The organism is Nocardia sp. NPDC057353, from assembly GCF_042667085.1.
Taxonomy (GTDB): Bacteria; Actinomycetota; Actinomycetes; order Mycobacteriales; family Mycobacteriaceae; genus Nocardia.
The window spans coordinates 1-21,113 of record NZ_JBHVAK010000087.1; the positions used below are offsets into that span (position 1 = coordinate 1).

20 protein-coding genes and 1 pseudogene are annotated in these 21,113 nt (G+C 73.4%); 11 read left to right on the forward strand and 10 right to left on the reverse strand.

All coding sequences use genetic code 11. The features are described from left to right. A pseudogene (locus ACFUUZ_RS29245) lies at positions 1-534 on the reverse strand (MFS transporter); the annotation flags it as partial. Positions 535-583: 49 nt separating this feature from the next. Beyond that, positions 584-1,360 (reverse strand): glutaminyl-peptide cyclotransferase, encoded by a 777-nt coding sequence (locus ACFUUZ_RS29250; protein ID WP_378701818.1) that lies wholly within the window; start codon positions 1,358-1,360, stop codon positions 584-586. Positions 1,361-1,377: 17 nt separating this feature from the next. On the opposite strand from ACFUUZ_RS29250, the gene ACFUUZ_RS29255 reads away from it, so the two are divergent. After that, positions 1,378-2,490: a DUF3027 domain-containing protein gene (locus ACFUUZ_RS29255; RefSeq protein WP_378701820.1), complete on the forward strand. Its 1,113-nt coding sequence runs from the start codon at positions 1,378-1,380 to the stop codon at positions 2,488-2,490. Next, positions 2,481-5,513 (forward strand): sacsin N-terminal ATP-binding-like domain-containing protein, encoded by a 3,033-nt coding sequence (locus ACFUUZ_RS29260; RefSeq protein ID WP_378701822.1) that lies wholly within the window; start codon positions 2,481-2,483, stop codon positions 5,511-5,513. Before ACFUUZ_RS29255 ends, ACFUUZ_RS29260 begins: the two co-directional genes overlap by 10 nt. A gap of 51 nt (positions 5,514-5,564) precedes the next feature. On the opposite strand, the gene ACFUUZ_RS29265 is transcribed toward ACFUUZ_RS29260, so the two are convergent. Continuing rightward, positions 5,565-6,191 carry a TetR/AcrR family transcriptional regulator gene (locus ACFUUZ_RS29265; RefSeq protein WP_378701824.1) on the reverse strand — a complete coding sequence of 209 codons (627 nt, stop codon included), beginning with the start codon at positions 6,189-6,191 and terminating at the stop codon, positions 5,565-5,567. A 114-nt stretch (positions 6,192-6,305) separates the two neighbouring features. On the opposite strand from ACFUUZ_RS29265, the gene ACFUUZ_RS29270 reads away from it, so the two are divergent. Beyond that, complete coding sequence (locus tag ACFUUZ_RS29270; protein ID WP_378701826.1) at positions 6,306-8,339, forward strand: neutral/alkaline ceramidase; 2,034 nt, start codon at positions 6,306-6,308, stop codon at positions 8,337-8,339. Positions 8,340-8,346: 7 nt separating this feature from the next. On the opposite strand, the gene ACFUUZ_RS29275 is transcribed toward ACFUUZ_RS29270, so the two are convergent. Continuing rightward, a complete protein-coding gene (locus tag ACFUUZ_RS29275) occupies positions 8,347-8,586 on the reverse strand; it encodes a DUF2530 domain-containing protein (protein WP_378701828.1) in 240 nt (79 codons plus the stop codon). 65 nt (positions 8,587-8,651) lie between these two features. On the opposite strand from ACFUUZ_RS29275, the gene ACFUUZ_RS29280 reads away from it, so the two are divergent. Then, positions 8,652-9,089, forward strand: coding sequence for a MarR family winged helix-turn-helix transcriptional regulator (locus ACFUUZ_RS29280; protein ID WP_378701830.1), 438 nt, complete (start codon positions 8,652-8,654; stop codon positions 9,087-9,089). Here the strand turns inward: ACFUUZ_RS29280 and ACFUUZ_RS29285 are convergent. Both ACFUUZ_RS29285 and ACFUUZ_RS29290 read right to left on the reverse strand, forming a co-directional pair. Beyond that, positions 9,086-9,499: a YccF domain-containing protein gene (locus ACFUUZ_RS29285; RefSeq protein WP_378701832.1), complete on the reverse strand. Its 414-nt coding sequence runs from the start codon at positions 9,497-9,499 to the stop codon at positions 9,086-9,088. The two genes, ACFUUZ_RS29280 and ACFUUZ_RS29285, sit on opposite strands and share 4 nt — an antisense overlap. Positions 9,500-9,531: 32 nt before the next feature. Further along, positions 9,532-10,722 (reverse strand): GNAT family N-acetyltransferase, encoded by a 1,191-nt coding sequence (locus tag ACFUUZ_RS29290; protein WP_378701834.1) that lies wholly within the window; start codon positions 10,720-10,722, stop codon positions 9,532-9,534. Positions 10,723-10,798: 76 nt separating this feature from the next. On the opposite strand from ACFUUZ_RS29290, the gene ACFUUZ_RS29295 reads away from it, so the two are divergent. Both ACFUUZ_RS29295 and ACFUUZ_RS29300 read left to right on the forward strand, forming a co-directional pair. Beyond that, complete coding sequence (locus ACFUUZ_RS29295; RefSeq protein WP_378701836.1) at positions 10,799-11,602, forward strand: TrmH family RNA methyltransferase; 804 nt, start codon at positions 10,799-10,801, stop codon at positions 11,600-11,602. Further along, a complete protein-coding gene (locus ACFUUZ_RS29300) occupies positions 11,599-11,886 on the forward strand; it encodes a DUF2537 domain-containing protein (protein WP_378701838.1) in 288 nt (95 codons plus the stop codon). Before ACFUUZ_RS29295 ends, ACFUUZ_RS29300 begins: the two co-directional genes overlap by 4 nt. A 100-nt stretch (positions 11,887-11,986) precedes the next feature. On the opposite strand, the gene ACFUUZ_RS29305 is transcribed toward ACFUUZ_RS29300, so the two are convergent. The 3 genes from ACFUUZ_RS29305 to serC all read right to left on the reverse strand — a co-directional run bounded on the left by ACFUUZ_RS29305 (position 11,987) and on the right by serC (position 15,259). Continuing rightward, complete coding sequence (locus tag ACFUUZ_RS29305) at positions 11,987-12,769, reverse strand: DUF6928 family protein (RefSeq protein ID WP_378701840.1); 783 nt, start codon at positions 12,767-12,769, stop codon at positions 11,987-11,989. 102 nt (positions 12,770-12,871) lie between these two features. Beyond that, positions 12,872-13,978, reverse strand: coding sequence for a septation protein SepH (gene sepH / locus ACFUUZ_RS29310; RefSeq protein ID WP_378701842.1), 1,107 nt, complete (start codon positions 13,976-13,978; stop codon positions 12,872-12,874). Positions 13,979-14,134: 156 nt separating this feature from the next. After that, complete coding sequence (gene serC, locus ACFUUZ_RS29315; protein WP_378701844.1) at positions 14,135-15,259, reverse strand: phosphoserine transaminase; 1,125 nt, start codon at positions 15,257-15,259, stop codon at positions 14,135-14,137. 63 nt (positions 15,260-15,322) lie between these two features. Between serC and ACFUUZ_RS29320 the strand changes: the two genes are divergently transcribed. Continuing rightward, positions 15,323-15,967 carry a hypothetical protein gene (locus ACFUUZ_RS29320; RefSeq protein WP_378701846.1) on the forward strand — a complete coding sequence of 215 codons (645 nt, stop codon included), beginning with the start codon at positions 15,323-15,325 and terminating at the stop codon, positions 15,965-15,967. A 15-nt stretch (positions 15,968-15,982) separates the two neighbouring features. Here the strand turns inward: ACFUUZ_RS29320 and ACFUUZ_RS29325 are convergent, their stop codons facing one another. After that, positions 15,983-17,110: a citrate synthase 2 gene (locus ACFUUZ_RS29325; protein WP_378701848.1), complete on the reverse strand. Its 1,128-nt coding sequence runs from the start codon at positions 17,108-17,110 to the stop codon at positions 15,983-15,985. A 112-nt stretch (positions 17,111-17,222) separates the two neighbouring features. Here ACFUUZ_RS29325 and pdxH point away from each other — a divergent pair, with 112 nt between their 5' ends. The 4 genes from pdxH to ACFUUZ_RS29345 all read left to right on the forward strand — a co-directional run bounded on the left by pdxH (position 17,223) and on the right by ACFUUZ_RS29345 (position 21,073). Next, positions 17,223-17,906, forward strand: a complete 684-nt coding sequence (gene pdxH, locus ACFUUZ_RS29330; RefSeq protein WP_378701850.1) for a pyridoxamine 5'-phosphate oxidase — start codon at positions 17,223-17,225, stop codon at positions 17,904-17,906. Positions 17,907-17,931: 25 nt separating this feature from the next. Next, positions 17,932-19,215, forward strand: a complete 1,284-nt coding sequence (locus ACFUUZ_RS29335; protein WP_378701852.1) for an MFS transporter — start codon at positions 17,932-17,934, stop codon at positions 19,213-19,215. A 162-nt stretch (positions 19,216-19,377) separates the two neighbouring features. Then, positions 19,378-20,691 carry a citrate synthase gene (locus tag ACFUUZ_RS29340; RefSeq protein ID WP_378701854.1) on the forward strand — a complete coding sequence of 438 codons (1,314 nt, stop codon included), beginning with the start codon at positions 19,378-19,380 and terminating at the stop codon, positions 20,689-20,691. Between the two features lie 22 nt (positions 20,692-20,713). Then, the gene (locus tag ACFUUZ_RS29345; protein WP_378701856.1) at positions 20,714-21,073 is read left to right on the forward strand and encodes an FKBP-type peptidyl-prolyl cis-trans isomerase; all 360 of its coding nucleotides are present in this window, start codon (positions 20,714-20,716) and stop codon (positions 21,071-21,073) included. The last annotated feature ends 40 nt before the right edge of the window (positions 21,074-21,113 follow it).

A 21,113-nucleotide genomic window follows, 5' to 3' on the forward strand; every position in this document is an offset into this window, starting at 1 on the left:
GGCGAAGAACAGGGTGTTCGCCAGCGCCACCGCGATGGCGGCGTCCAGCGCGAAGTTCGCCATGGTGGCGTAGGTGAGCGCGGTCAGCCCGGACTCGTCGGCGCCGTTCGCCTTGGCCGCGCGCTGGAAGGTCGCGATGCCGCGCTCGGTGAGCTGCCTGCCGCGCAGCGCCGCCACCCTGGTCACGGTGAGTTTGCGGGGGACGCGCCGCGGCCCGTCGCCCGCCGGTTGCCCGGGGGCGGCGTCGGTCTCGAACGGGATGGTGTTCGGGCGGGTCGCGGCGGGGCGGTCGACCCGGGGGCCGGTGCGCGGGGCGCGCTTGCGGATGAGCGGGCGCTGCCGCGGCGCCTGGTCCACCCGGCCCAGCGGGGGCAGCGGGCGGTTCGGCGGCTGCCCGGCGCCGAGCGGGGGCAGCGGCCTGCGCGCGGTGTTCGGCGGGGGGTAGCGGTCGAAGCCGGGGTGCCGCGGGTCCGTCTCGTCGGTGCCGTCCCCGCGACCACGGTGGGCACCGGAGGAATCGCGGGGAGTGGTCACGCCCTCAATTCTGGCGCATCCGCGGCGGTGGTGTTCACCGGCGGCGGGCTCACCCCTCCGGGACGAACCTCACCTCGAAGACGGTGGGCCAGTATTTGCCGGTCACCAGGAAGCGGTCGGTGGCCGGCAGGTGGGCGATGCCGTTCAGGACGTCGGCGCCCGCCCGCTCGGCCGCGGAGAGCAGCCCGGAGCCGTCGATGGTGGCGAGCACCGCGCCGGAATCCGGGTCGATGCGCAGGATCTCGTTCGTCGGCCAGTTGTTGGCGTACACCGAACCGTCCGGCGCGCAGTCGAGTTCGTTCAGCCGCGCCTCGTTGTGCGCGGTCAGCCTGGTGCTGCCGACGACGTCGAAGGTAGCGGGGTCGCGGAAGGTGAGGGTGTCGGAGCCGTTGCTCATGACCAGCGTGCCGTCCCGGGTGCACAGCCCCCAGCCCTCGCCCTCGTAGCGCACCCGGCGGCGCTCGGCCAGGGTGGCGGGGTCGCGCTCGACGGCGATGCCGTCCTGCCAGGTGAGCTGCCACACCGCGGTGCCCGCGTGCGCCACGCCCTCGCCGAAGAGCGGGGTGGGCAGCTCGGCCCGCGCCAGCTCGGCGCCGGTGGCCAGGTCGGTGGCGCGCACCCAGGACTGGCCCGGTTTGCCGGTGCCCTCGTAGAGCACCGGCCCGGCCACGTCGAGGCCCTGGGTGAAGGCGCCCTGGGTGTGCGGGCGGGTGTCGAGCACCTCGATCCGCCAGCGCGGGGTCGCCTGGTCCGCACCCCCGCAGGCGGCCATGGCGAGCAGGGCGAGCGCGAGCAGAGCGGCCGACGTACGCCGGTTGGGTTCCATGCGGCAAAATGTAGGCCGTGAGCGCAGTTTCTGTTACGGAGGCCGGCGTACGGCCCCTCCTGGCCGACGCCGTCGAGCTGGCTCGACGTGCGCTCCTGGAGCTGGAGCCGTCCGGCGTGGGGGAGCACATCGGGGTGAGCTCCGAGGACGAGGCGGCGGCGACGCACCGCTTCGAGGCCACCCTCCCCGGGTACCGGGGCTGGCAGTGGGCCGTCGTGGTGGCGGCGGCGCCGGGGGACGATCGGGTGACGGTCAGCGAGTCCGCGCTGCTGCCCGGCCCGGACGCGCTGGTCGCGCCGGACTTCGTGCCCTGGGACCAGCGGGTGCGCCCCGGCGACCTCGGGCCGGGCGATCTGCTGCCGCCCACCGCGAACGATCCGCGGCTGGTGCCCGGGTACGTGCTGAACGGTGACCCGGCCGTCGACGAGGTGGCGCGGGACATCGGCCTCGGGCGGCCGAGGGTGCTCAGCCTCGAAGGGCGCGAGGAGGCGGCCGAGCGCTGGTTCGGCGAGTTCGGGCCGGATGCCGAGATGGCGCGGGCGGCGCCGTCGACCTGCGGGCTCTGCGGGTTCTACCTGCCGCTGGCCGGGGCCATGCGGGCCGCGTTCGGGGTGTGCGGCAACGCCATGGGGGCGGACGGGCGGGTCGTGCACAACCGGTACGGGTGCGGGGCGCACTCGGATACCGAGCTGCCAGCGGGCGGTGGGTCGGCGCGGTACGAGGCGTACGACGATGCCGCGGTCGAGATCGTCACGATCGCGCCCGCGAAGGTGGAGTCGGGCGCCGCCGAGCAGGCAGGTGCCGGGCCGGTCGCCGCGCAGGTGGAGTCGGCCGGTGCCGAGTCGGTGGGCGTGGAGTCCGTTGACGCCCCGCCGGTCGCTGCCGATTTGGGTGACACCGCGCTTGCCACTGCCGAGTCGGCCGTTGCCCAGTCCACCGCTGCTGAGCCTGCCTGCGTCGAGCCGGGGGCTGCGGAAACCGGTGCTGCGCCTGCGGCAGATGCCGATGCTGCGCCTGCTTCCGCGCCGGTGGCGGAGGGCGAGTCCATCGCCGCCGACGGGTCCGCCGTGGCGCCCGCGTTGACGCCGGGCGAGGCGGAGAAGGCGGCCGAGCCGGGTCCGTGGAGCTGACCGGGGACGACCCGTTCGGCACGGCGGCACTGCGGGCGGCGGTCCTCGCGGCCTGGCGGGATTCGCCGACCCGGCTGCGCGAGGACGCCGCCTCCGAGGCGGACCTGGTCGCCGCGGGCTACCGCGACCGGCTGCTCACCGAGCTGGCGCAGAACGCCGCGGACGCCGCCGCCAAGGCGGGCACCGCGGGCGCGCTCACGGTGTGGCTCGACGGCCGCGCCCTGCACATCGCGAATACCGGTGCCCCGCTCGACATCACCGGGGTCAGGGCACTGACCGCGCTGCGGGCGTCGGACAAGGCGGACGAGAGCGTCGGCCGGTTCGGCGTCGGCTTCACCGCCGTGCGCGCGGTCGCCGACGAGATCGAGGTGCGCTCGCGCGCGGGCGGCGTCCGCTTCTCGCTGGCCGCCACCGCGGCCACCGCCGGGGCGAGCGCACCGGAGCGAGTCGCCGAGCTGGCCGCGGTGCCCGTGCCGGTGCTGCGCCTGGCCTGGCCGCTGTCCACCGCGCCCATCGGCGGCGACACCGAGGTGGTGCTCACCCTGCGCGCCGAGGTCGACCCGGCCGCGCTGCTCGCCGGGTTCGCCGCGGAGGCCGCCGAGCTGCTGCTCGAGCTGCCCGCGCTAGCGGTGCTCGACATCGCGGGCCGCCGCTTCGCCCGCAGCGAGCGGCAGGCCGGGCCCGGGCTCACCGAACTCACGATCACCGGCGGCGCCGAGCCGCGCCGCTGGTGGGAGTACCGCACCGCGCGCGGCCGCTGGCTGGTCCCGCTGCGGGCCGGCCGCCCGCAGCCCGCCGCTCCCGACGTGCTGCGCGCCCCCACCCGCTCGGACGAGGAGCTCTCGCTCCCCGCGCTGCTCATCGCCGACATCCCCATGCAGCCGGACCGGCGCCGCCTGCTGCCCGGTGTCCCGCTCGCCGAATACGCCGCAGGCTACGCAAATTTCGCGGCCGCGCTGCCGCCGCGCGACCGGCTGGTGCTCATCCCCGAGCCCGGTTTCCCGCTCGGCGAGGCCGATGCCGTGCTCCGCGCAGCCGTCGTGCGCGAGCTGCGCACCCACCCGTGGCTGCCGGTGGTCGCCGTCCCGGACGAGTTCGCCGCGCCTGCGGAGGGTTCGACGTCCGCGTACGCGCCATCGCCCACGGATTCGCGCGTGGTCGACCCCTGGGACCTGCCCGAACCGGAGCCGTCCGCACTGCATGCTGCCGTGCCCGCACAGCCCGGTTTCGCCACAGGGCCCGCGGACTCGGCCGCCCTCGAGGCCGCTCCCGCAGGATCGGCAGGCCCGCGGACCGGCAGCGCCACCGCAGTGCCGGTGCCCGCTGACTCCGACGCCGTGTGGCCCGGCGGCGACTCGGCCGCCGGTAGGCAGGCTCCCGCCCAACTCCCGGCCCGGACCCACGTCCTCCCCGACCTCACCCCGGAACTCGCCGACCTGCTCGCCGGTTTCACCGGCCCGCTGGTGATCCCGGAGCTTTCCGACACCGCCGCCGTCCGCGCCCTCGCCACGCTCGACGTCCCGCTGCTCACGCAGGCGGGGATCGCGGAGCACACCTCCGGCCTGGAGCGCCCGGCCCGCTGGTGGCACCGGCTCTACGCCGCGCTGGAACCCTACGTCACCGACCCGCGCACCGCGGAGGAGCTGGGCGCGCTCGCCGTCCCGCTCGCCGACGGCAGGCTGGTGACCGGCCCGCGCACCGTCGTGCTGGACGAGGAACTCACCGTGGTGGTCCCGGTGCACTGGTCCCGCCTGGTGCACCCGGAGGCGGCGCACCCGCTGCTCACCCGGCTCGGCGCCCGCCAGGCCGACGCGCTCGACCTGCTCACCGACCCCGCGCTGCGCGCGGCGCTGGACGAGGCCCCGGACGACGAGGACCTGGTCGACGCGGTGCTCCGGCTGGCCGAGCTGACCACCGTCCCGCTCCCGCGCTGGATCGGCCTGCTCGAGGTACCGGACGAGACCGGCGAGCCGCGCCCCGCCGACGAACTCCTGCTCCCGGACGCCCCGCTGCGCGATGTCCTGGTCGCCGACGCCCCCTTCGGCACCGTGGCGCCCGCCGTGGTCGAGGGGTACGGCAGCACCGCGCTGCGCGCGGTCGGCGTGAGCTGGGACTTCTCCGTCATCACCGAGCCGGACCCGACCGGCCCCGACCACGACCTCGACGACGAGGACACCTGGTGGGACGGCCTCGCCGAGGACCCCCCGCTGCTCGCCGCGGTCCGCGACCTGGACCTGGTCGCCGACGAGGCCTGGCCGCGCGCGCTCACCCTGCTGCTCGACGGCGACCGCACCCGCCCGCTGCTGGCCGACCGCGCCGGCTACACCGCCTGGTGGCTGCGCACCAACGCGCGCTGGCACGGCACCCCCCTCGGCCTGCACCGGCACCCCGCCGACCCCACCTTCACCGGCCTGCTCCCGGTCTTCGACCCGCCGGAACTCGCGGGCCGCATGGACGCGCTGCGCCCGGTGCTCGCCGACCGCACCGCCGTCACCCCGGAGCTGGCGAGCGCGCTACTCACCGCGCTCGCCGACCCGGCGAGCACGCCGCTGCCCGCCGTGATCGCCGGAACGCACCGTCTGCTCGCGGCCGCGGTCGCCGCGGAGACCCTGGACATCGAGGACGTCGAGCCGCCGGAACGGGTGCGCGCGCTCTCCGGCGCGGTGCTCGAGCCGGGCGCCGCGCTCGTGCTCGACCTGCCCTGGTTCGGCTTCGCGCTCCCCGCCGACCGCATCGTGGTCGGCGACCCGGCACAGGCCGAAGCCCTGGCGACGCTGCTCGAGCTGCCGTTGGCCTCGGCCGCCGTCACAGCCGAGGTGCTCACCCCCGGCCGCGAAACGGAGTGGGAGAGCGAGCCCTTCGCCACCATCGCGAGCGGCCTCTACGCCCTGCCGGAGCCGAGGGGGGCGCTGCTGCTCCACGACGGCGACCTGCGGGTGCGGCTCACCGGCGCACTCACGGCCGAGGCCTCGGTGCCGTGGTGGTACGACGGCGCCGCCACCCACCTGCGCGCACCGCGCTGATGCACACCGGGCCGCCACCGGCTCGGTACTTCCGGCCGAAACGCCGGGCGGCTACTCCGCCTTGCTCGCCACCAGCTCGGCGAGCAGGTCCAGCTGGGTGCGCGCGGCGGCGCTGTCGCCGTCGACCAGCCAGCGCAGCACCAGGCCGTCGATCAGGTTGAGGGTGAAGCGGCTGAGCGAGGTGACCGGGGTGGTCCAGCGGGTGCCGGTCGCCTGGCGGGCGTTCTCCAGCACCGCGCCGACGGTGGCGTCGTTGAAGGTGTACTGCTCCCTGGCGATGATGAGCTTGGCGGGCGTCTGCTCGCCCTCGCGCAGCGCATAGGTGGTCGTCTCGTAGCTGAGCATCTGCCGCTCCGGCGTGGCCTCCACGTTCCGCCACAGCAGCTCGAGCCCGGCCCTGACCAGGTCGCGCAGCGCCCCGGTGCCGGTGCCCGCGCCGTCCCAGATGGCGGCATTGGTGTCGATCGACTCGCGCAGCTCGGTGGAGAGCGCCTTGACCAGCTCGGTCATCAGCGCGTCCTTGTTCTCGAAGCAGTAGTGCACCACCCCGAGCGAGACCCCGGCGGCCTGCGCGACATCCCGCGTCGTCACTCCCGCCACGCCCTTCTTCTCGGCGAGACCGATGGCGGCCTCGATGAGGTGGGCCCGTCGTTCTTCGACGCTCAATCGGGAGGACACGCCAGCAAGCAAACCCGCCGCGGCGGTCGCAGTCAATTTCACCGCGCCGTCCACACCCTCTGGACGGTTGTCCAGTTGTATGGTTCCCTCGCAGGACAGCGAAGGGAGACGCGGATGTCGGTGGCACGCAGAACCGTTCTGCACGGCGCGGCCGTGCTGCCCGCCGCCGGGTTGGCGGCGAGTGTGCTCGCCCGGCCGGGGCAGGCGCGCGCGGAGCCCGGCGAATACCTGGTCGGCGCGGGCATCTCCGACATCACCGGCCCGGCCGCCGAGTGCGGCATGATGGGCTACTCCCAGCAGGAGCAGCAGACCGCCGGCATCCACCTGCGGCCGCGCGCCCGCGCCTTCGTGCTGGTGCACGGCGGGCGCCGGGTGGTCTTCGCGGTGGCCGAGAACGGCATGATCTTCCAGTCCGTGCACCGCGGCGTGCTGACCGAACTCGCCCGCCGCTTCGGCGATCTCTACACCGAGCAGAACGTGCTGCTCACCTCGACGCACTCGCACGCCACCTGCGGCGGCTCCAGCCACGACTACGCCTACAACCTCTCCATCCTCGGCTTCCAGCAGCAGGTCTACGACGCCGAGGTCGCGGGCATCGTCGAGGCGATCGCCGCCGCGCACGCCGACCTCGCGCCGGGCACACTGGAATTCGGCCGCAGCGAGCTGCACGACGCCAGCGTGAACCGCTCCCGGGTCGCCTTCGAGCGCAACCCGGAGGCCGACCGGGCCGCGTTCCCCGACGCCATCGACCCGGCGGTCACCGCGCTCGCGCTGGTGCGCGGCGGCAGGCGGATCGGGGTGATCACCTGGTTCGCCACGCACAACACCTCGATGACCAACAGCAACCGGCTGATCAGCTCGGACAACAAGGGCTACGCCGCCTACACCTTCGAGCACGACCGCAACGGCGTGCGCTACCTGGACGGCGCCCCGGAGTTCGTGGCCGCCTTCGCGCAGACCAACGCGGGCGACATGTCGCCGAACCTGAACCTGCGCCCCGGCTCCGGCCCCACCGAGGACGAGTTCGACAACACCAGGATCCTCGGCGAGCGGCAGTACGCCGCCGCGGAGCGCGCGCTCGCCGCCGCGCGGCCGCTCGGCGGCACCGTCGACTCGCTGCTCTGCTACGTCGATCTCGCCGCCGCCGAGGTCGACGGCCGCTTCACCCCGGACGGCCTGCCCCGGCGCACCGCGCCCGCCGCGGTGGGGGTCTCGCTCTTCGCGGGCAGCGTCGAGGACGGGCCGGGGCTGCCCGGCGGGCCGGTGCCCGAGGGCGTGCGCAACCCGCTCGCCGACGCGCTCGGCGGCGCCGACACCCCGGTGCCCGGCTGGCTGGCCGACGCGCAGGCGCCGAAGCTGATCGCGGCGCCGCTCGGGCTGATGCCGCCGGTGCCGTGGGTGCCGAATGTGCTTCCGGTGCAGCTCGTCCGGCTCGGCGAGCTGTACCTGGCGGCGGCGGGCGCGGAGTTCACCATCGTGGCCGGGCTGCGGGTCCGGCGCACGGTGGCGGCGGCGCTCGGCGTCGACCCGGCGCAGGTGCTCCTGCAGGGCTACGCCAATGCCTACTCGCAGTACGTGGCGACGCCGGAGGAGTACGACGCGCAGCAGTACGAGGGCGGCTCGACGCTCTTCGGCCGCTACACGCTCTGCGCCTACCAGCAGGAGTTCGACCGGCTGGCGCGGGCACTGGTGGCGCGCGAGCCGGTCGGCCGCGGGCCTGCCCCGCGCGACGTGTCGAACCTGCAGCCCAACCTCCAGGGCGGCGCCGGGCCGGACCCGCTGCCCGCCGGGCACGCCTTCGGCGACGTGCTGGCGCAGCCCGCGCCGAGCTACCCGGCGGGCGCCGCCGCCGAGGTGGAGTTCGTCTCCGCGCACCCCAAGCACAACCCGCGCCGCAACGGCACGTTCCTGGAGGTGCAGCGGTTGGGCGCGGACGGCTCGTGGCGCCGGGTCGCCAACGAGGGCGAGTGGGAGGTGCGCTTCTACTGGCGGCGCGGGGGCTCCGGTGAGTCGGTGGCGCGGTTCCGCTGGGACATCCCGGCCGGGACATCCGGCCGGTTCCGCTTCGTGCACTTCGCCGATGCGCTCGGGTCGGATGCGGCGATCCGCCCGTTCACCGGGACGAGCGCCGAATTCGACGTCGGCTGAGGGCGATTCACAGCCCGGTCTGGGCGCCCTTGTCCCCGCGCCGGGCGCCGCGCAGCTGGATCAGGTAGATACCGGTGGCGAGCACCCCGACCACCAGCCCCATCAGGGTGAGCGGCCGCGCCTCGACCCAGCGCTCGCCGCCGGACCAGACCACGATCGCCGCGACCAGCCACAGCGCATTGCCGACGGCGAGGACCGGGCGGGGGTCGATCAGCCGCGGCGGGATGGCGGGTACCTGCTGCGTCACGCCTCCACAGTAGCGGTCGGGCGAAACCGGCATGGGCCCCTGCCGGTCACGTATCGTTCACCACTGTGACAACGCCAACGGACGTCCGCGCCCTGGCCGGCGAGCTCTCGCTGGCGGTGGTCCGGCTGGTACGCCACCTGCGAGGCAGGCGTACCGACTCGCAGATCTCGCTGACCCAGCTCTCCGCCATCGCCACCCTGCTGCGCGACGGCGCCATGACGCCGGGCGCGCTCGCCGCGAAGGAGCGGGTGCAGCCGCCCTCGATGACCAGGGTGATCGCCTCGCTCACCGAACTCGGGCTGGTGGAGCGGAAACCGCACCCCACCGACGGCAGGCAGATCATCGTCTCGCTCTCGCCCGCCGGGCAGGCGCTGGTCGCGGACGAGGTCAGCGCCCGCGAGGCGTGGATGACCGAGCAGCTCTCCGGCCTGGACCCCGACGAGCTCGAGGTGCTGAACCGCGCCGTGACGATCATGAAGAAGATCGTCGCGGAGAGCGACTAGCGGGTCGCGCCGAACGGCTGGTCGCTGTCCACGATGTCCCGGCCCAGCGGGAACAGCGACAGCGGGATGAGCTTGAGATTGGCCCAGCCGAACGGGATCCCGATGATCGACAGGAAGAGCGGGATGCTGGTGAGCAGGTGCCCGAGCGCCAGCCACCAGCCCGCCACGATGAACCAGATGACATTGCCGATCAGCGACCCGGCGCCCGCCCCCGGCTTCTCCACCGTGGTGCGCCCGAACGGCCAGAGCACGTAGGCCGCGATCCGCAGCGAGGCGACGCCGAACGGGATCGGCACCACCAGGAAGAAGAGCAGGAAGCAGAGCAGCGCCGCCGCCAGGTAGCCGAGCGCCAGCCAGAATCCGCTGAACACGAGCCACAGGATATTGAGCACCAGCTGAATCGGCTTCATGGCTCCAGGATGCCAGAATCGGACATGCCGGGTCAGAATCCCCAGCCCAGCACGGCGTTCCGAGGCCAGGCGAAGGCCCGTTCCAGCGCGCGGACGGCCGCCGGCGCACCCCGCAGCCTGCCCGCCGCCGCGAAGGCCAGGGCCGGGTGCGCACCCAGATAGATCGCGCCGAGCACGTCCAGCCCCATGGACAGCTCCGGCTCTGCCGTCGTCGGCGCGCACTCGGCCACCCCGCCCCTGATCCGGAGCGCGAAGGTGCCGCCCGCGTCCAGGAAGGGGTCGTCGACCGCCACAACGGTTTCCAGGTCGGCGTGGTAGCGGCGGGCGGCGAGCGCGGCGGGCACGTCCGCGAGCCGCAGCCACAGCGTGTCGTACCTGCCGATCGTGCGCACCTGCCTCGGGTCGGTGAGCAGGTAGGGGAGCGGGTCGTCGGCCGCGACCGACGCCTCGATGTCGTGGCTGAGGTCGCGGCCGCAGAGCGCGCGCCAGAGCGCCGCGTGCGCCTCCGGCGTCAGTGTGCGCAGTTCCTTGACCTCGATCGATCGGTCGCCGTGGTGGCGGTAGAGCGCGTAGCCGTCCGGGTGCAGGAAGGCGAAGAGGTCGCCGCCGCCGTTGCGCAGCCGCGGTGCGTCGGCGAAGGTCAGCGCCCACGCGGCGGCCGGGCGCTGCTGGGCGCCGGGGGTGGTGCGGTGCCAGGCATCGTAGATCCGCCGGATGTCGGGTTCGGCATCGGCGACCGCCACCTGGTCGACGCCGCCGGGGTCGGGGGTCGTCGGCAGGAAGTGCGCGAAGCGGCGGTCCAGCCGGATCCGGCTCTCCTGCGCGGCCGGGCCGTAGCCGAACCGGCCGTAGATGCCGCCCTCGCTGGCGGTCAACGCGGCGAGCGGGATGCCGCTGGCGGCGATCTCCCGGTGCTGCTCGGTGTAGAGCGCGCGGAGCAGGCCGCGGCGCCGGTGCGGGGCCGCCACCGCGACCCCGGAGATGCCGATCGCGGGCAGTTGGCCGCCCGGGACGGTGATCGTCATCGGGCCGGTCTGCGAGTGCGCGACGATCCGGCCGTCGACCTCGGCGACCAGCGCGCGGTCCAGCGGGAAGAGCGTCCAGATGTGCTCCGGCTCCGCCGGGTCGAAGCGGGTGCCGAAGGCGGTCTCGATCAGCAGCCGGATCGCGGGCAGGTCGGCCTGCTCCGCGGTGCGGATGCGCGCTGCCGGATGCGAGGTCATCGCTCGACCCTCGCACGCCGCCCGGGCGCGCCGCATCGGATTTTCGCCCGCCCCGGCGAGCGGGCAGGATGGGGCGGTGGCCGAAGTGATCGACCTCGCGGACCCCGCCGACCCGAGGCTGGACGACTTCCGCGATCTCAAGAACGCCGACCGCCGCCCGGATCTGCCCGGCCGCAAGGGGCTGGTGATCGCGGAGGGCACCGTCGTGGTGCGGCGCATGCTCGGCTCGCGGTTCGCGCCGAGCGCGCTGCTCGGCGTCGCCCGGCGCTTCGAGGAGCTCGCGGGGGACCTGGCCGGGGTCGCGGTGCCCTGCTACCGGACCTCGGCCGAGGTGATGGCCGAGGTGGTCGGGTTCCACCTGAACCGCGGGGTGCTCGCGGTGGCGCGCAGGCCCGCCGCGTTCACCATGGTGGAGCTGCTGGACGGCGCGCGCACCGTCGCGGTGCTGGAGGGCGTCAACGACCACGAGAACCTGGGCTCGATCTTCCGCAATGCCGCCGGGCTCGGGGCGGACGCGGTGCTCTTCGGCGCGCGCTGCGCCGATCCGCTCTACCGCCGTTCGGTGCGGGTCTCCATGGGGCACGCGCTGCGGGTGCCGTTCGCGCCGGTCCCGGAGTGGCCGCACGGCCTGGACGAGCTGCGTCGCCGCGGTTTCCGGACCATCGCGCTCACCCCGGACCCGGGAGCGTCGAACCTGGCCGCGGCGATGTCCGGGGAGCGGGTGGCGCTGCTGCTCGGGGCGGAGGGGCCGGGGCTCACGCCGGAGGCGATGGCGGCCTGCGATGTCATGGCGCGGATTCCGATGTCGGCGGGGACGGATTCGCTGAACGTCGCCACTGCGGCGGCGATGGCCTTCTACGAGCGGGTGCGCACCCGATGATCGAGCCGCCGCCCTACCGCGACCCGAACCCGCTGGCCGCCGGGATCGCCGTCGCCGTCCTGGTCGGCGCGCTCACCGCGGTCGCGGTCTTCGCCTTCGGCGCCGCGCTGGCCGCGGTGCACCCGCTGCTCGCGCTCGCGGTGAACCTGGTCGCCGCGGGCGGCGCCGCCCCCACCGCATGGCGCTGGCGCTTCGCCCCGGTCACCCGGTGGGTGCTCGGCGGCGGCGCCGTCGGCGTCGTCATCGGCTGGATCGCCCTCCTCGCCGCCGCCCTGGGGGGATGACCGGAGTCCGCGCTTCGCACGCAGGCGCGCTGCGGGCGGCCGCGCGGGAACCACGCTGCCCGCTGCTGCTACCGCCGCGCCGCCGGCGCACGCTGCCTGCCTATCGCTCAGGCGAGCGAGTGGCGCGGAGGCGGTCGAGGAGGCCGCGGCGGCGTTGGCGGGTGGGCGCGGCCGGGGGCGCGGGGGCTTCGCCTCGGGGGAAGAGCGTGAAACCGCAGACGGTGATGTCGGCGGAGGTGAGAGCCCCCTCCGCGGGGGCGGAGCGGTAGTGGAAGCCGAGCCACTCGTTGTTGGCGGCATCGGCGAAGTCCGGCGGGTCGAAGGGCAGCGACTGCGGGTCGGGAAGCTCGCCCGCGCGCCAGCGCACCGGGTGCTCACCGGCCCAGTACGGCCGCTCCCAGACCAGCGGCAGCCCCTCGTCCTCCAGGATGTGCAGCCTGCTGGAGCTGAACGAGCGGCGGAACTCGCCGCGCTCCCAGTGCGCGAAGGCGCCCCAGCCGTGCGCGCTGTCGAAGGACACCAGGTAGGTGTGCTCGGAGGCGAGCGGCCGCACCAGCAGCTCGGGCAGCGCGGTCGGGCGGATCAGCGCCGCCTGCGCCGCGCAGAGCACGGTGACCCCGGGCAGGCAGCCGATGAACACCTCGTTCGCCGCGGGCCCCGCCGACCCGGCCAGCGTCCCGACCAGGTGCGGGACCACGTCGTAGTCGGCGTAGAGCAGCCGCGCCAGGGCGAGCGCGGCGGCCTGGTCGGGTTCGTGCCCGGCGCGCAGCACCGCGAGCGGGTCGGCGGCATCGATGTACCAGAGCGTCGACGCCTTCCCGGACGACGGCGGCGCCGCCGCGGCGATGCGGCTCGGCTCGGAGACCCTGTTCAGCTCGGACACGCATCGATGGTGGCACGAAACCGCCTCGGGAACCCGCGAGCAACTCCGATGCGCGCGGAAAGAGTTCCGCCCTGCGCTGGTGAAACGCTCGCTCTGCCGGACTCAGTGCCCGGAGCTGCGCACTCCGAGCAACACGTCCTCCCAGGACGGCATCGGCGCCTTGCCGCGCTTGGTCCGCGCGGGCTTGGCGGGCGGCTTCGGCGCCTGCTTCGCGGCGGGCTCCGACTTCTCCTCGGCCGCAGCCGGATTCGCCTCCTCGCCGACGACCTCCTGCTCCTCGGCCGCGGTGGCGGCCGCCGGTGCGGGACGGCGGGCGGGCGCCTTGCGCCGGACCGGCTGCCTCGGCTCCTCGGCGGCGGGCGGCTCGGGCTCGGCCTGCTGCGGCGTCGGCGCCGCCTCGGCTGTGATCTCCGCCTCGGCGGGCTCGGCGACCGGCTGCTGCCGCGCCGCGGGCCGCTCGGCGACCGGCTGCTGCCGCGGTGCGGGCCGCTCGGCCTGGCGCGGCGGCTCCTCGACCTCCGCGCGCTCCTCGTAGTACTCGGCGGCGGGCTCCCGCGGTGCGGGCTCGACGACCGGCTCCGGTTCCGGCTCGCTGGGCAGGATGGAGGCGAGCCCGCGCAGCGCGCGCCCGAAATCCGGATCGATCAGGTCCGAGGCCGGGTCGTCCAGCGGCGAGACCGAGCCGCCGTGCGCGTCCGGCTGGTAGCGCCAGTGCGCGGCGATCTCGGAGCGACCGTTCTGCCACTGCAGCTGGGCGACCCAGAAGCCCTTCTCGTCCTTCCAGGCATCCCACTCGGCGTGGTCGAGGGTGTGCCCGCGGGCGGTGAAGGCGGCGGTGACGATATCGATGAGGTTCTCGACGGCGGGGCCGTCGGCGCGCACCGGGTGCGCCTTCTGCGCGAGCTCGGCGGCCCTGGCGCGCTCCAGCAGCACCGGGTAGGCGAAGCGGTCGACCTTGCTGGCGGGCATGCCGGATTCCAGGGTGACCTGTTCGACGGAGGCACCGGCGCGGATACGGGCCTGGATATCGCGAGGACGCATGGAAGCTTCCATTTCGATCTCGATCTGGCCGAATCGTGCAAGGTCGCCGCGCGCCGCCGCGCGCAGTTTGTCGTCCGCGGGCAGCCGGAATTTCTGACCGGACTCGGTGTCGACGCAGACGATGTGGGTGGAGTCGGGCGTCACCCCGATCACTCGAAGCTCACGCACCGGTTACCTCCTTACCGCGTCGACTCGCGACACCGCCCACTTTTCGAAACAGTAGTGCACTCGTGGTGTTCTCGAGGTCAGACACGCGGGGCGGAAATCTCGACGGAGATTCCCGCCCCCCGATAATCTGCTCTGTTCGCCGCGCGCCGGGAAGGCTCAGCCGAGCTGCTGAACGACCCAGTCGATGCTCTTGGTGAGCTGCGTGACGTCCTCCGGATCGATCGCCGGGAACATGCCGACGCGCAGCTGGTTGCGGCCGAGCTTGCGGTACGGCTCGGTGTCCACGATGCCGTTGGCCCGCAGGACCTTCGCCACCTGCGCGGCATCCACCGACTCGGCGAAATCGATGGTGCCGACCACCTGCGAGCGGTGCGCGGGATCGGCGACGAACGGCGTCGCGTACTCGCTCGACTCGGCCCAGGCGTAGAGCCGCGAGGAGGAGTCGAGGGTGCGCTTGACCGCCCAGTCCAGGCCGCCGTTGCCGTTCAGCCACTCGATCTGGTCGGCGAAGAGCAGCAGCGTGCCGACCGCGGGGGTGTTGTAGGTCTGGTCCTTGGCGCTGTTGTCGATGGCGATCGGGAGCGAGAGGAATTCGGGGGTCCAGCGCCCGCTCGCCTTGATCTCGGCGACCCGCTCCAGCGCGGCCGGGCTCATCAGCGCGACCCACAGCCCGCCGTCCGCGGCGAAGCACTTCTGCGGGGCGAAGTAGTAGACGTCGGCGTCCGCGGTGTTCACCGGGAGGCCGCCCGCGCCGGAGGTGGCGTCGATGGCGACCAGCGCGTGCTCCGAGCCCGCCGGGCGGCTGACCGGGATGGCGACACCGGTCGAGGTCTCGTTGTGCGCCCAGCCGATCAGGTCGGCCTCCGGGTCGGCGGTGGGCTCGGGGGCGCTGCCCGGCTCCGACTTGACCACGATCGGGTCGCCGATGAACGGGTTGCCCTTGGCGACCGCCGCGAATTTGCTGGAGAACTCGCCGTTGCTCAGGTGCAGCGAGCGCTCGCGGATCAGGCCGAAGGCGGCGGCGTCCCAGAAGGCGGTGGTGCCGCCGTTGCCGAGCACCACCTCGTACCCGTCGGGCAGGGCGAAGAGCTCGCGCAGGCCGCTGCGGACCCGGGCCACCACGTTCTTGACCGGCTGCTGCCGGTGCGAGGTTCCGAATACCGCGCCGCCGACCTCGACCAGGTTGCGCAACTGCTCGGGCCGCACCTTGGACGGGCCGCATCCGAAGCGACCGTCGGCGGGTTTGAGATCGTCGGGAATGGTCGGGAACGCAGAGGTCATGGGCAACAGGGTAGACGGTGGTACCGCTGTGTCCGGGACCACACTCCGGCTAATCTGACCGCCATGACAGCGTGGTCGGCGAATTCGGGGTGGCGGGTGCGCGGGCGGCGTTCGGGGGCCTTCGGGCTCCCGGTGGGGCCGCTGCCGGAGGCGGCGCGGACCGAGCTGCGGGCCCGCGGCGTGCGGGGCACCGCGACGGTGCTCGGGGTGCGGCCGCGGCGCGGCGAGCCGGGGCACGTGTTCTGGGTGCGGGTGGCGATCGAGGGGGAGCAGCCGTACGAGGTGCGGATTCGCCAGTGGGTGTCCGACACCGACCTGCACTGGATGAGCCCCGGTGACGTGGTCGGCTGCCGGGTGGACCCGGGGGACCGGGAGCGGCTGGTGCTCTTCGTGCCCGACCCGGCCGAGTCCGGGCGGGTCGGGCAGGCCAGGATCCTCGCCGACGGGCGGCGCGCCGAGGCGACGGTGCTCTCCGCGACCCCGGTCGCCGCCGACTACGCGGGCCGCGACGACCCGGTGCTCCGGCTCGACCTCGAGCTCATGGCGTGGGACGAGCCGCGGCCGTGGTGCGTCCGGCTGGTGACGCCGGTGCCGCTGGCCGCGATCGGCGCGGTCGACCTCGGGGCCCGGCTCCGGGTGGCCTTCTTCGAGGTCGACCGCGGTGAATCGGTCGCGGTCGACTGGACCGCCTCGCTCGACGAGAGCTGAATCCGCGGCCCGCTCTCAGCGGTGCTGAATGGCGCTCCAACCCGGGACCTCCGCGGGTTGGCGCGGGTTCGGGCCGGTGTAGATGGCGGCGGGGCGGACGAGCTTGCCCAGCTGCTTCTGCTCCAGGATGTGCGCGCACCACCCCGCGGTCCGGCCGCAGGTGAACATGGCAGGCATCATGTGCGCCGGCACCTCGGCGAAGTCCAGGATGACCGCGGCCCAGAACTCCACATTGGTCTCGATGGCGCGGTCGGGGCGGCGCTCGCGCAGCTCGGCCAGCGCGGCCTGCTCCAGCGCCGCCGCCACCTCGTAGCGCGGCGCGGCGAGCCGCTCCGCGGTGGCGCGCAGCACGCGGGCGCGCGGGTCCTCGGCCCGGTACACCCGGTGCCCGAAGCCCATGAGCTTCTCCTTGCGATCCAGGATGCCCTTGACCAGCGCCCTGGCGTCGCCGGTCCGCTCGACCTCCTCGATCATCGGCAGCACCCGGGCGGGCGCGCCGCCGTGCAGCGGGCCGGACATGGCGCCGATCGCGCCGGAGAGCGCGGCGGCCACGTCGGCGCCGGTGGAGGCGATCACCCTGGCGGTGAAGGTGGAGGCGTTCATGCCGTGCTCGGCGGCGGAGACCCAGTAGGCGTCGATCGCCTCGGTGTGCCGCGGGTCCGGGTCGCCCTTCCAGCGGGTCATGAACCGCTCGGTCACGGTGGAGCACTGGTCGATCAGCTTCTGCGGCACCGCGGGCTGGTAGATCCCGCGCGCGGACTGCGCGACGTAGGAGAGCGCCATCACCGAGGCGCGCGCCAGGTTCTCCCGCGCGGTCTCGTCCTCGATGTCGAGCAGCGGCTGGTACCCCCAGATCGGGGCGAGCATGGCCAGCCCGGCCTGCACGTCCACCCGGACGTCGCCGGTGTGCACCGGCAGCGGGAACGGCTCGGCGGGCGGAAGCCCGCGGCCGAACTCGCCGTCCACCAGCAGCGCCCACACATCGCCGAAGGTGACCCGGGTACCGACCAGGTCCTCGATGTCGACGCCGCGGTAGCGCAGCGCCCCGCCATCCTTGTCCGGTTCGGCGATGTCGGTGGTGAAGGCGACGACGCCTTCGAGACCACTCACGAAGTCGCTGGGTACCGCGGGGCTGGTAGTCATGGTGTGACTCTCCTTGCACTTCGGGTCGCAGCTGCGGCGGCGGGTGACGCGCCGAGCAGAGACGGATCAGCAGCACCTTAGCCCGCTGCTACCCCGGAGTAACGTCTGACCCATGCCCGACCAGCAGAATGTCGACGAACTCGCCGCCATGCGAGTCGAATACGCCGCCTCCCAGGCCGACGGCGCCGGTGACCTGGACGAGACCTGGGTCGCCGAGGGCTGGGCCCCGCTGCTCCGCCGCTGGATCGACGAGGCGCGCGCGGCGGGTGCGGTCGACCCCAACGCCATGGTGCTCGCCTCGGTGCGCGAGGTGGATGGCACGCCGCGCCCGGTCACCCGCACCGTGCTCTGCAAGGGGCTCACCCCCGACGGCGTCGACTTCTATACCAACTACGAATCGGCCAAGGGCACCCAGCTCGCCGCGGTGCCGTTCGCCGCGGCGACCTTCCTCTGGCAGCCGGTGTCGCGGCAGGTGCACCTGCGCGGCCCGGTCGAGCGGGTGGCGCCGGAGGTCACCGCGGCCTACTGGCGCTCGCGCCCGCGCGATTCCCGGCTCGGCGCCTGGGCGTCGGCGCAGTCGAGGCCGATCGGCTCGCGCGCCGAGCTGGACGCCAGGCTGGCCGAGGTCACCGCCCGGTTCGCCGATGTCGAGGACGTCCCGCTGCCGCCGTTCTGGGGCGGCTTCCGGCTGCGCCCGGAGGAGGTCGAGTTCTGGCAGGGGCGGCGGGGCAGGCTGCACAACCGGGTCGTGGTCCGGCTCGGCGCCGAGCCGGGCGTCGCCCGGCTGCAGCCGTAATCGTCCCACCTTTAGGCTCTGCGCGGTGAGACTGCTCGCCGACACCACCCCGCTGCGCACGCCCGCCTACCGGCGGCTCTGGACCAGCAATATCGTCACGGTGGTCGGCGCCCAACTCTCGGTCGTCGCCGTTCCGCAGCAGATCTTCCAGATCACCGGCAGCTCCGGCTACGTCGGGCTGGCCGGGCTCTTCGGGCTGGTCCCGCTGGTGGTCTTCGGGCTGTGGGGCGGGGCGCTCGCCGACGTCATGGACCGGCGGCTGCTGCTGCTGATCACCACGGCGGGCACCGGGCTCACCGCGCTCGCCTTCTGGGCGCAGGCCGCCGCGGGGCTCGGCAATGTCTGGGTGGTGCTGCTGCTCTTCGCGGTGCAGCAGGCCTTCTTCGCGGTCAACCAGCCGACCCGCAATGCCGCCATCTCCCGGCTGCTGCCCGCCGGGCAGCTGGCCGCGGCCAGCTCGCTGAACATGACCGTCATGCAGACCGGCGCCATCGCGGGGCCGGTGCTCGCCGGGATGTTCATCCCGGTGGTCGGGCTCGCCACGCTGTACCTGCTGGACGCCGTCGCGCTGCTGGCCACGCTCTGGGCGGTCTGGCGGCTGCCCGCCATCCCGCCGACCGGTGCGGTGCGTCGGGCCGGATTCCGCGCGGTCTGGGAGGGTTTCGGCTACCTCGCCGGGCAGAAGGTGCTGCTCGCCTCGTTCGTGGTCGACATCATCGCCATGGTCTTCGGCATGCCGCGCGCGCTCTTCCCGCAGATCGCGCACGAGACCTTCGGCGACCCGGCCTCCGGCGGGGTGGCGCTCGGGCTGCTCTTCGCCGCGCTCTCCGTCGGCGCGGTGCTCGGCGGGGTCTTCTCCGGGTGGATTCCGCGGATCCGGCGGCAGGGGCTGGCCGTGATCGTCTGCATCGTGCTCTGGGGCTGCGCCATGCTCGGCTTCGGGCTCGCCGTCGGGTTCGCCGGGCAGTTCTTCGGGCTCGGGGTCTGGCTCTGGATCGCGCTCGCCTTCCTCGCCTTCGGCGGGGCGGTCGACATGGTCTCCGCCGCGCTGCGCACGGCGATGTTGCTGACCGTTGCCACCGACGCGATGCGCGGGCGGCTGCAGGGGGTGTTCATCGTGGTCGTGGCCGGTGGGCCGCGGATCGGTGACGTTGCCCACGGTTTCGCCGCGGCCTCCCTGGGTACCGCTGTGGCTGCGGCGGGCGGCGGTCTGCTGGTGGTGCTCGCGACGGTGCTCGCCGCGCTCGCCTTCCCGGCATTCGTCCGCTATCGGATCACCCGGTCGGTGCAGGTACCCGCCGCGGACTGAGCCGGAAAACCCTCACGTGACGATCCGCGGATTGTGAGGTCGGGTGCCCGGGCACCCTCGTGCGCCGTTGTCTGCGGAGTGCGACTAGCGTCTAGGTGATCGCACCGACGTGCTCCAGACGCACTCCGATGCCGACGGTCCTAGCCTGAGAGGGATCCTGCCGTGCCCGTTGAGAACAACGCCAAGGTCGACAACGACGCCAAGCCGGTACTCGAGTACCCCGGCGGTCACTTCCCCATGACGGTCACCCCGGCCGCCGAGGGCAACGACGGCATCGATCTGGGAAAGCTGCTGGCCAGCACCGGGTATGTCACCTACGACCCCGGTTTCATGAACACCGCGCCGACCAAGTCGGCGATCACCTACATCGACGGCGCCGAGGGCATCCTGCGCTACCGCGGGTTCCCGATCGAGCAGCTCGCCGAGTCCTCCACCTTCATCGAGGTCAGCTACCTGCTCATCTACGGTGAGCTGCCGACGCAGGCCCAGCTGGACGACTTCACCGACAAGATCCGCAGGCACACCCTGCTGCACGAGGACCTGAAGCGCTTCTTCGACGGCTTCCCGCGCAACGCGCACCCGATGCCGGTGCTCTCCTCCGCGGTGAACGCGCTCTCGGCCTACTACCAGGACTCGCTGGACCCACGCGACCCCGAGCAGGTCGAGCTCTCCACCATCCGGCTGCTGGCCAAGCTGCCCACCATCGCCGCGTACTCGTACAAGAAGTCCGTCGGCCAGCCGTTCCTCTACCCGGACAACTCGCTCTCCCTGGTGGAGAACTTCCTCCGGATGACCTTCGGCTTCCCGGCCGAGCCGTACGAGGTCGACCCCGAGGTCGCCGCCGCGCTGGACATGCTGCTCATCCTGCACGCCGACCACGAGCAGAACTGCTCCACCTCGACGGTGCGGCTGGTCGGCTCCTCCGACGCCAACCTGTTCACCTCGGTCTCCGGCGGCATCAACGCGCTCTGGGGCCCGCTGCACGGCGGCGCCAACCAGGCCGTGCTGGAAATGTTGGACGGCATCAAGCAGTCCGGCGGCGACGTCAACGAGTTCATCCGCAAGGTCAAGAACAAGGAAGACGGCGTGAAGCTCATGGGCTTCGGGCACCGCGTCTACCGCAACTACGACCCGCGCGCCGCGCTCGCCAAGAAGCACGCCGACCGCATCCTGAGCAAGATCAGCGGTGGGGACGAGCTCTTCGACATCGCGCAGGCGCTGGAAGAGGCGGCGCTTACCGACGACTACTTCGTCGAGCGCAAGCTCTACCCGAACGTCGACTTCTACACCGGCGTCGTCTACAAGGCCATGGGCTTCCCGACCCGCATGTTCACCGTGCTCTTCGCCATGGGCAGGCTGCCAGGGTGGATCGCGCACTGGCGCGAGATGCACAGCGAGCCGCTGAAGATCGGCCGCCCGCGGCAGATCTACACCGGGTACGGTGCCCGCGACTACAACGACATCACCACCCGCTGACAACTATCGAAGGGGATAGCGAATGACCAAGCCGGAGATCGAATTCCAGGCCGGGCCCGCGCCCACCGAGCTCGTGATCAAGGACATCATCGAGGGGTCGGGGCAGGAAGCGGTGCCCGGTGGGACCGTGGAAGTGCACTACGTCGGCGTCGAGTTCGAGACCGGTGAGGAGTTCGACTCCTCGTGGACCCGGGGTGAGTCGATCACCTTTCCGCTGCGCGGGCTGATCCAGGGGTGGCAGGACGGGATTCCCGGGATGAAGGTGGGTGGGCGGCGGCAGCTCACTATTCCGCCGGAGCTTGCTTACGGGCGGGCCGGGGGTGGGCACCAGTTGTCCGGTAAGACGCTGGTCTTCGTCATCGATCTGCTGAACGCCAACTGAGTTCTTTTCGGCACATGGCCCGCAACTGACGTTGCGGGCC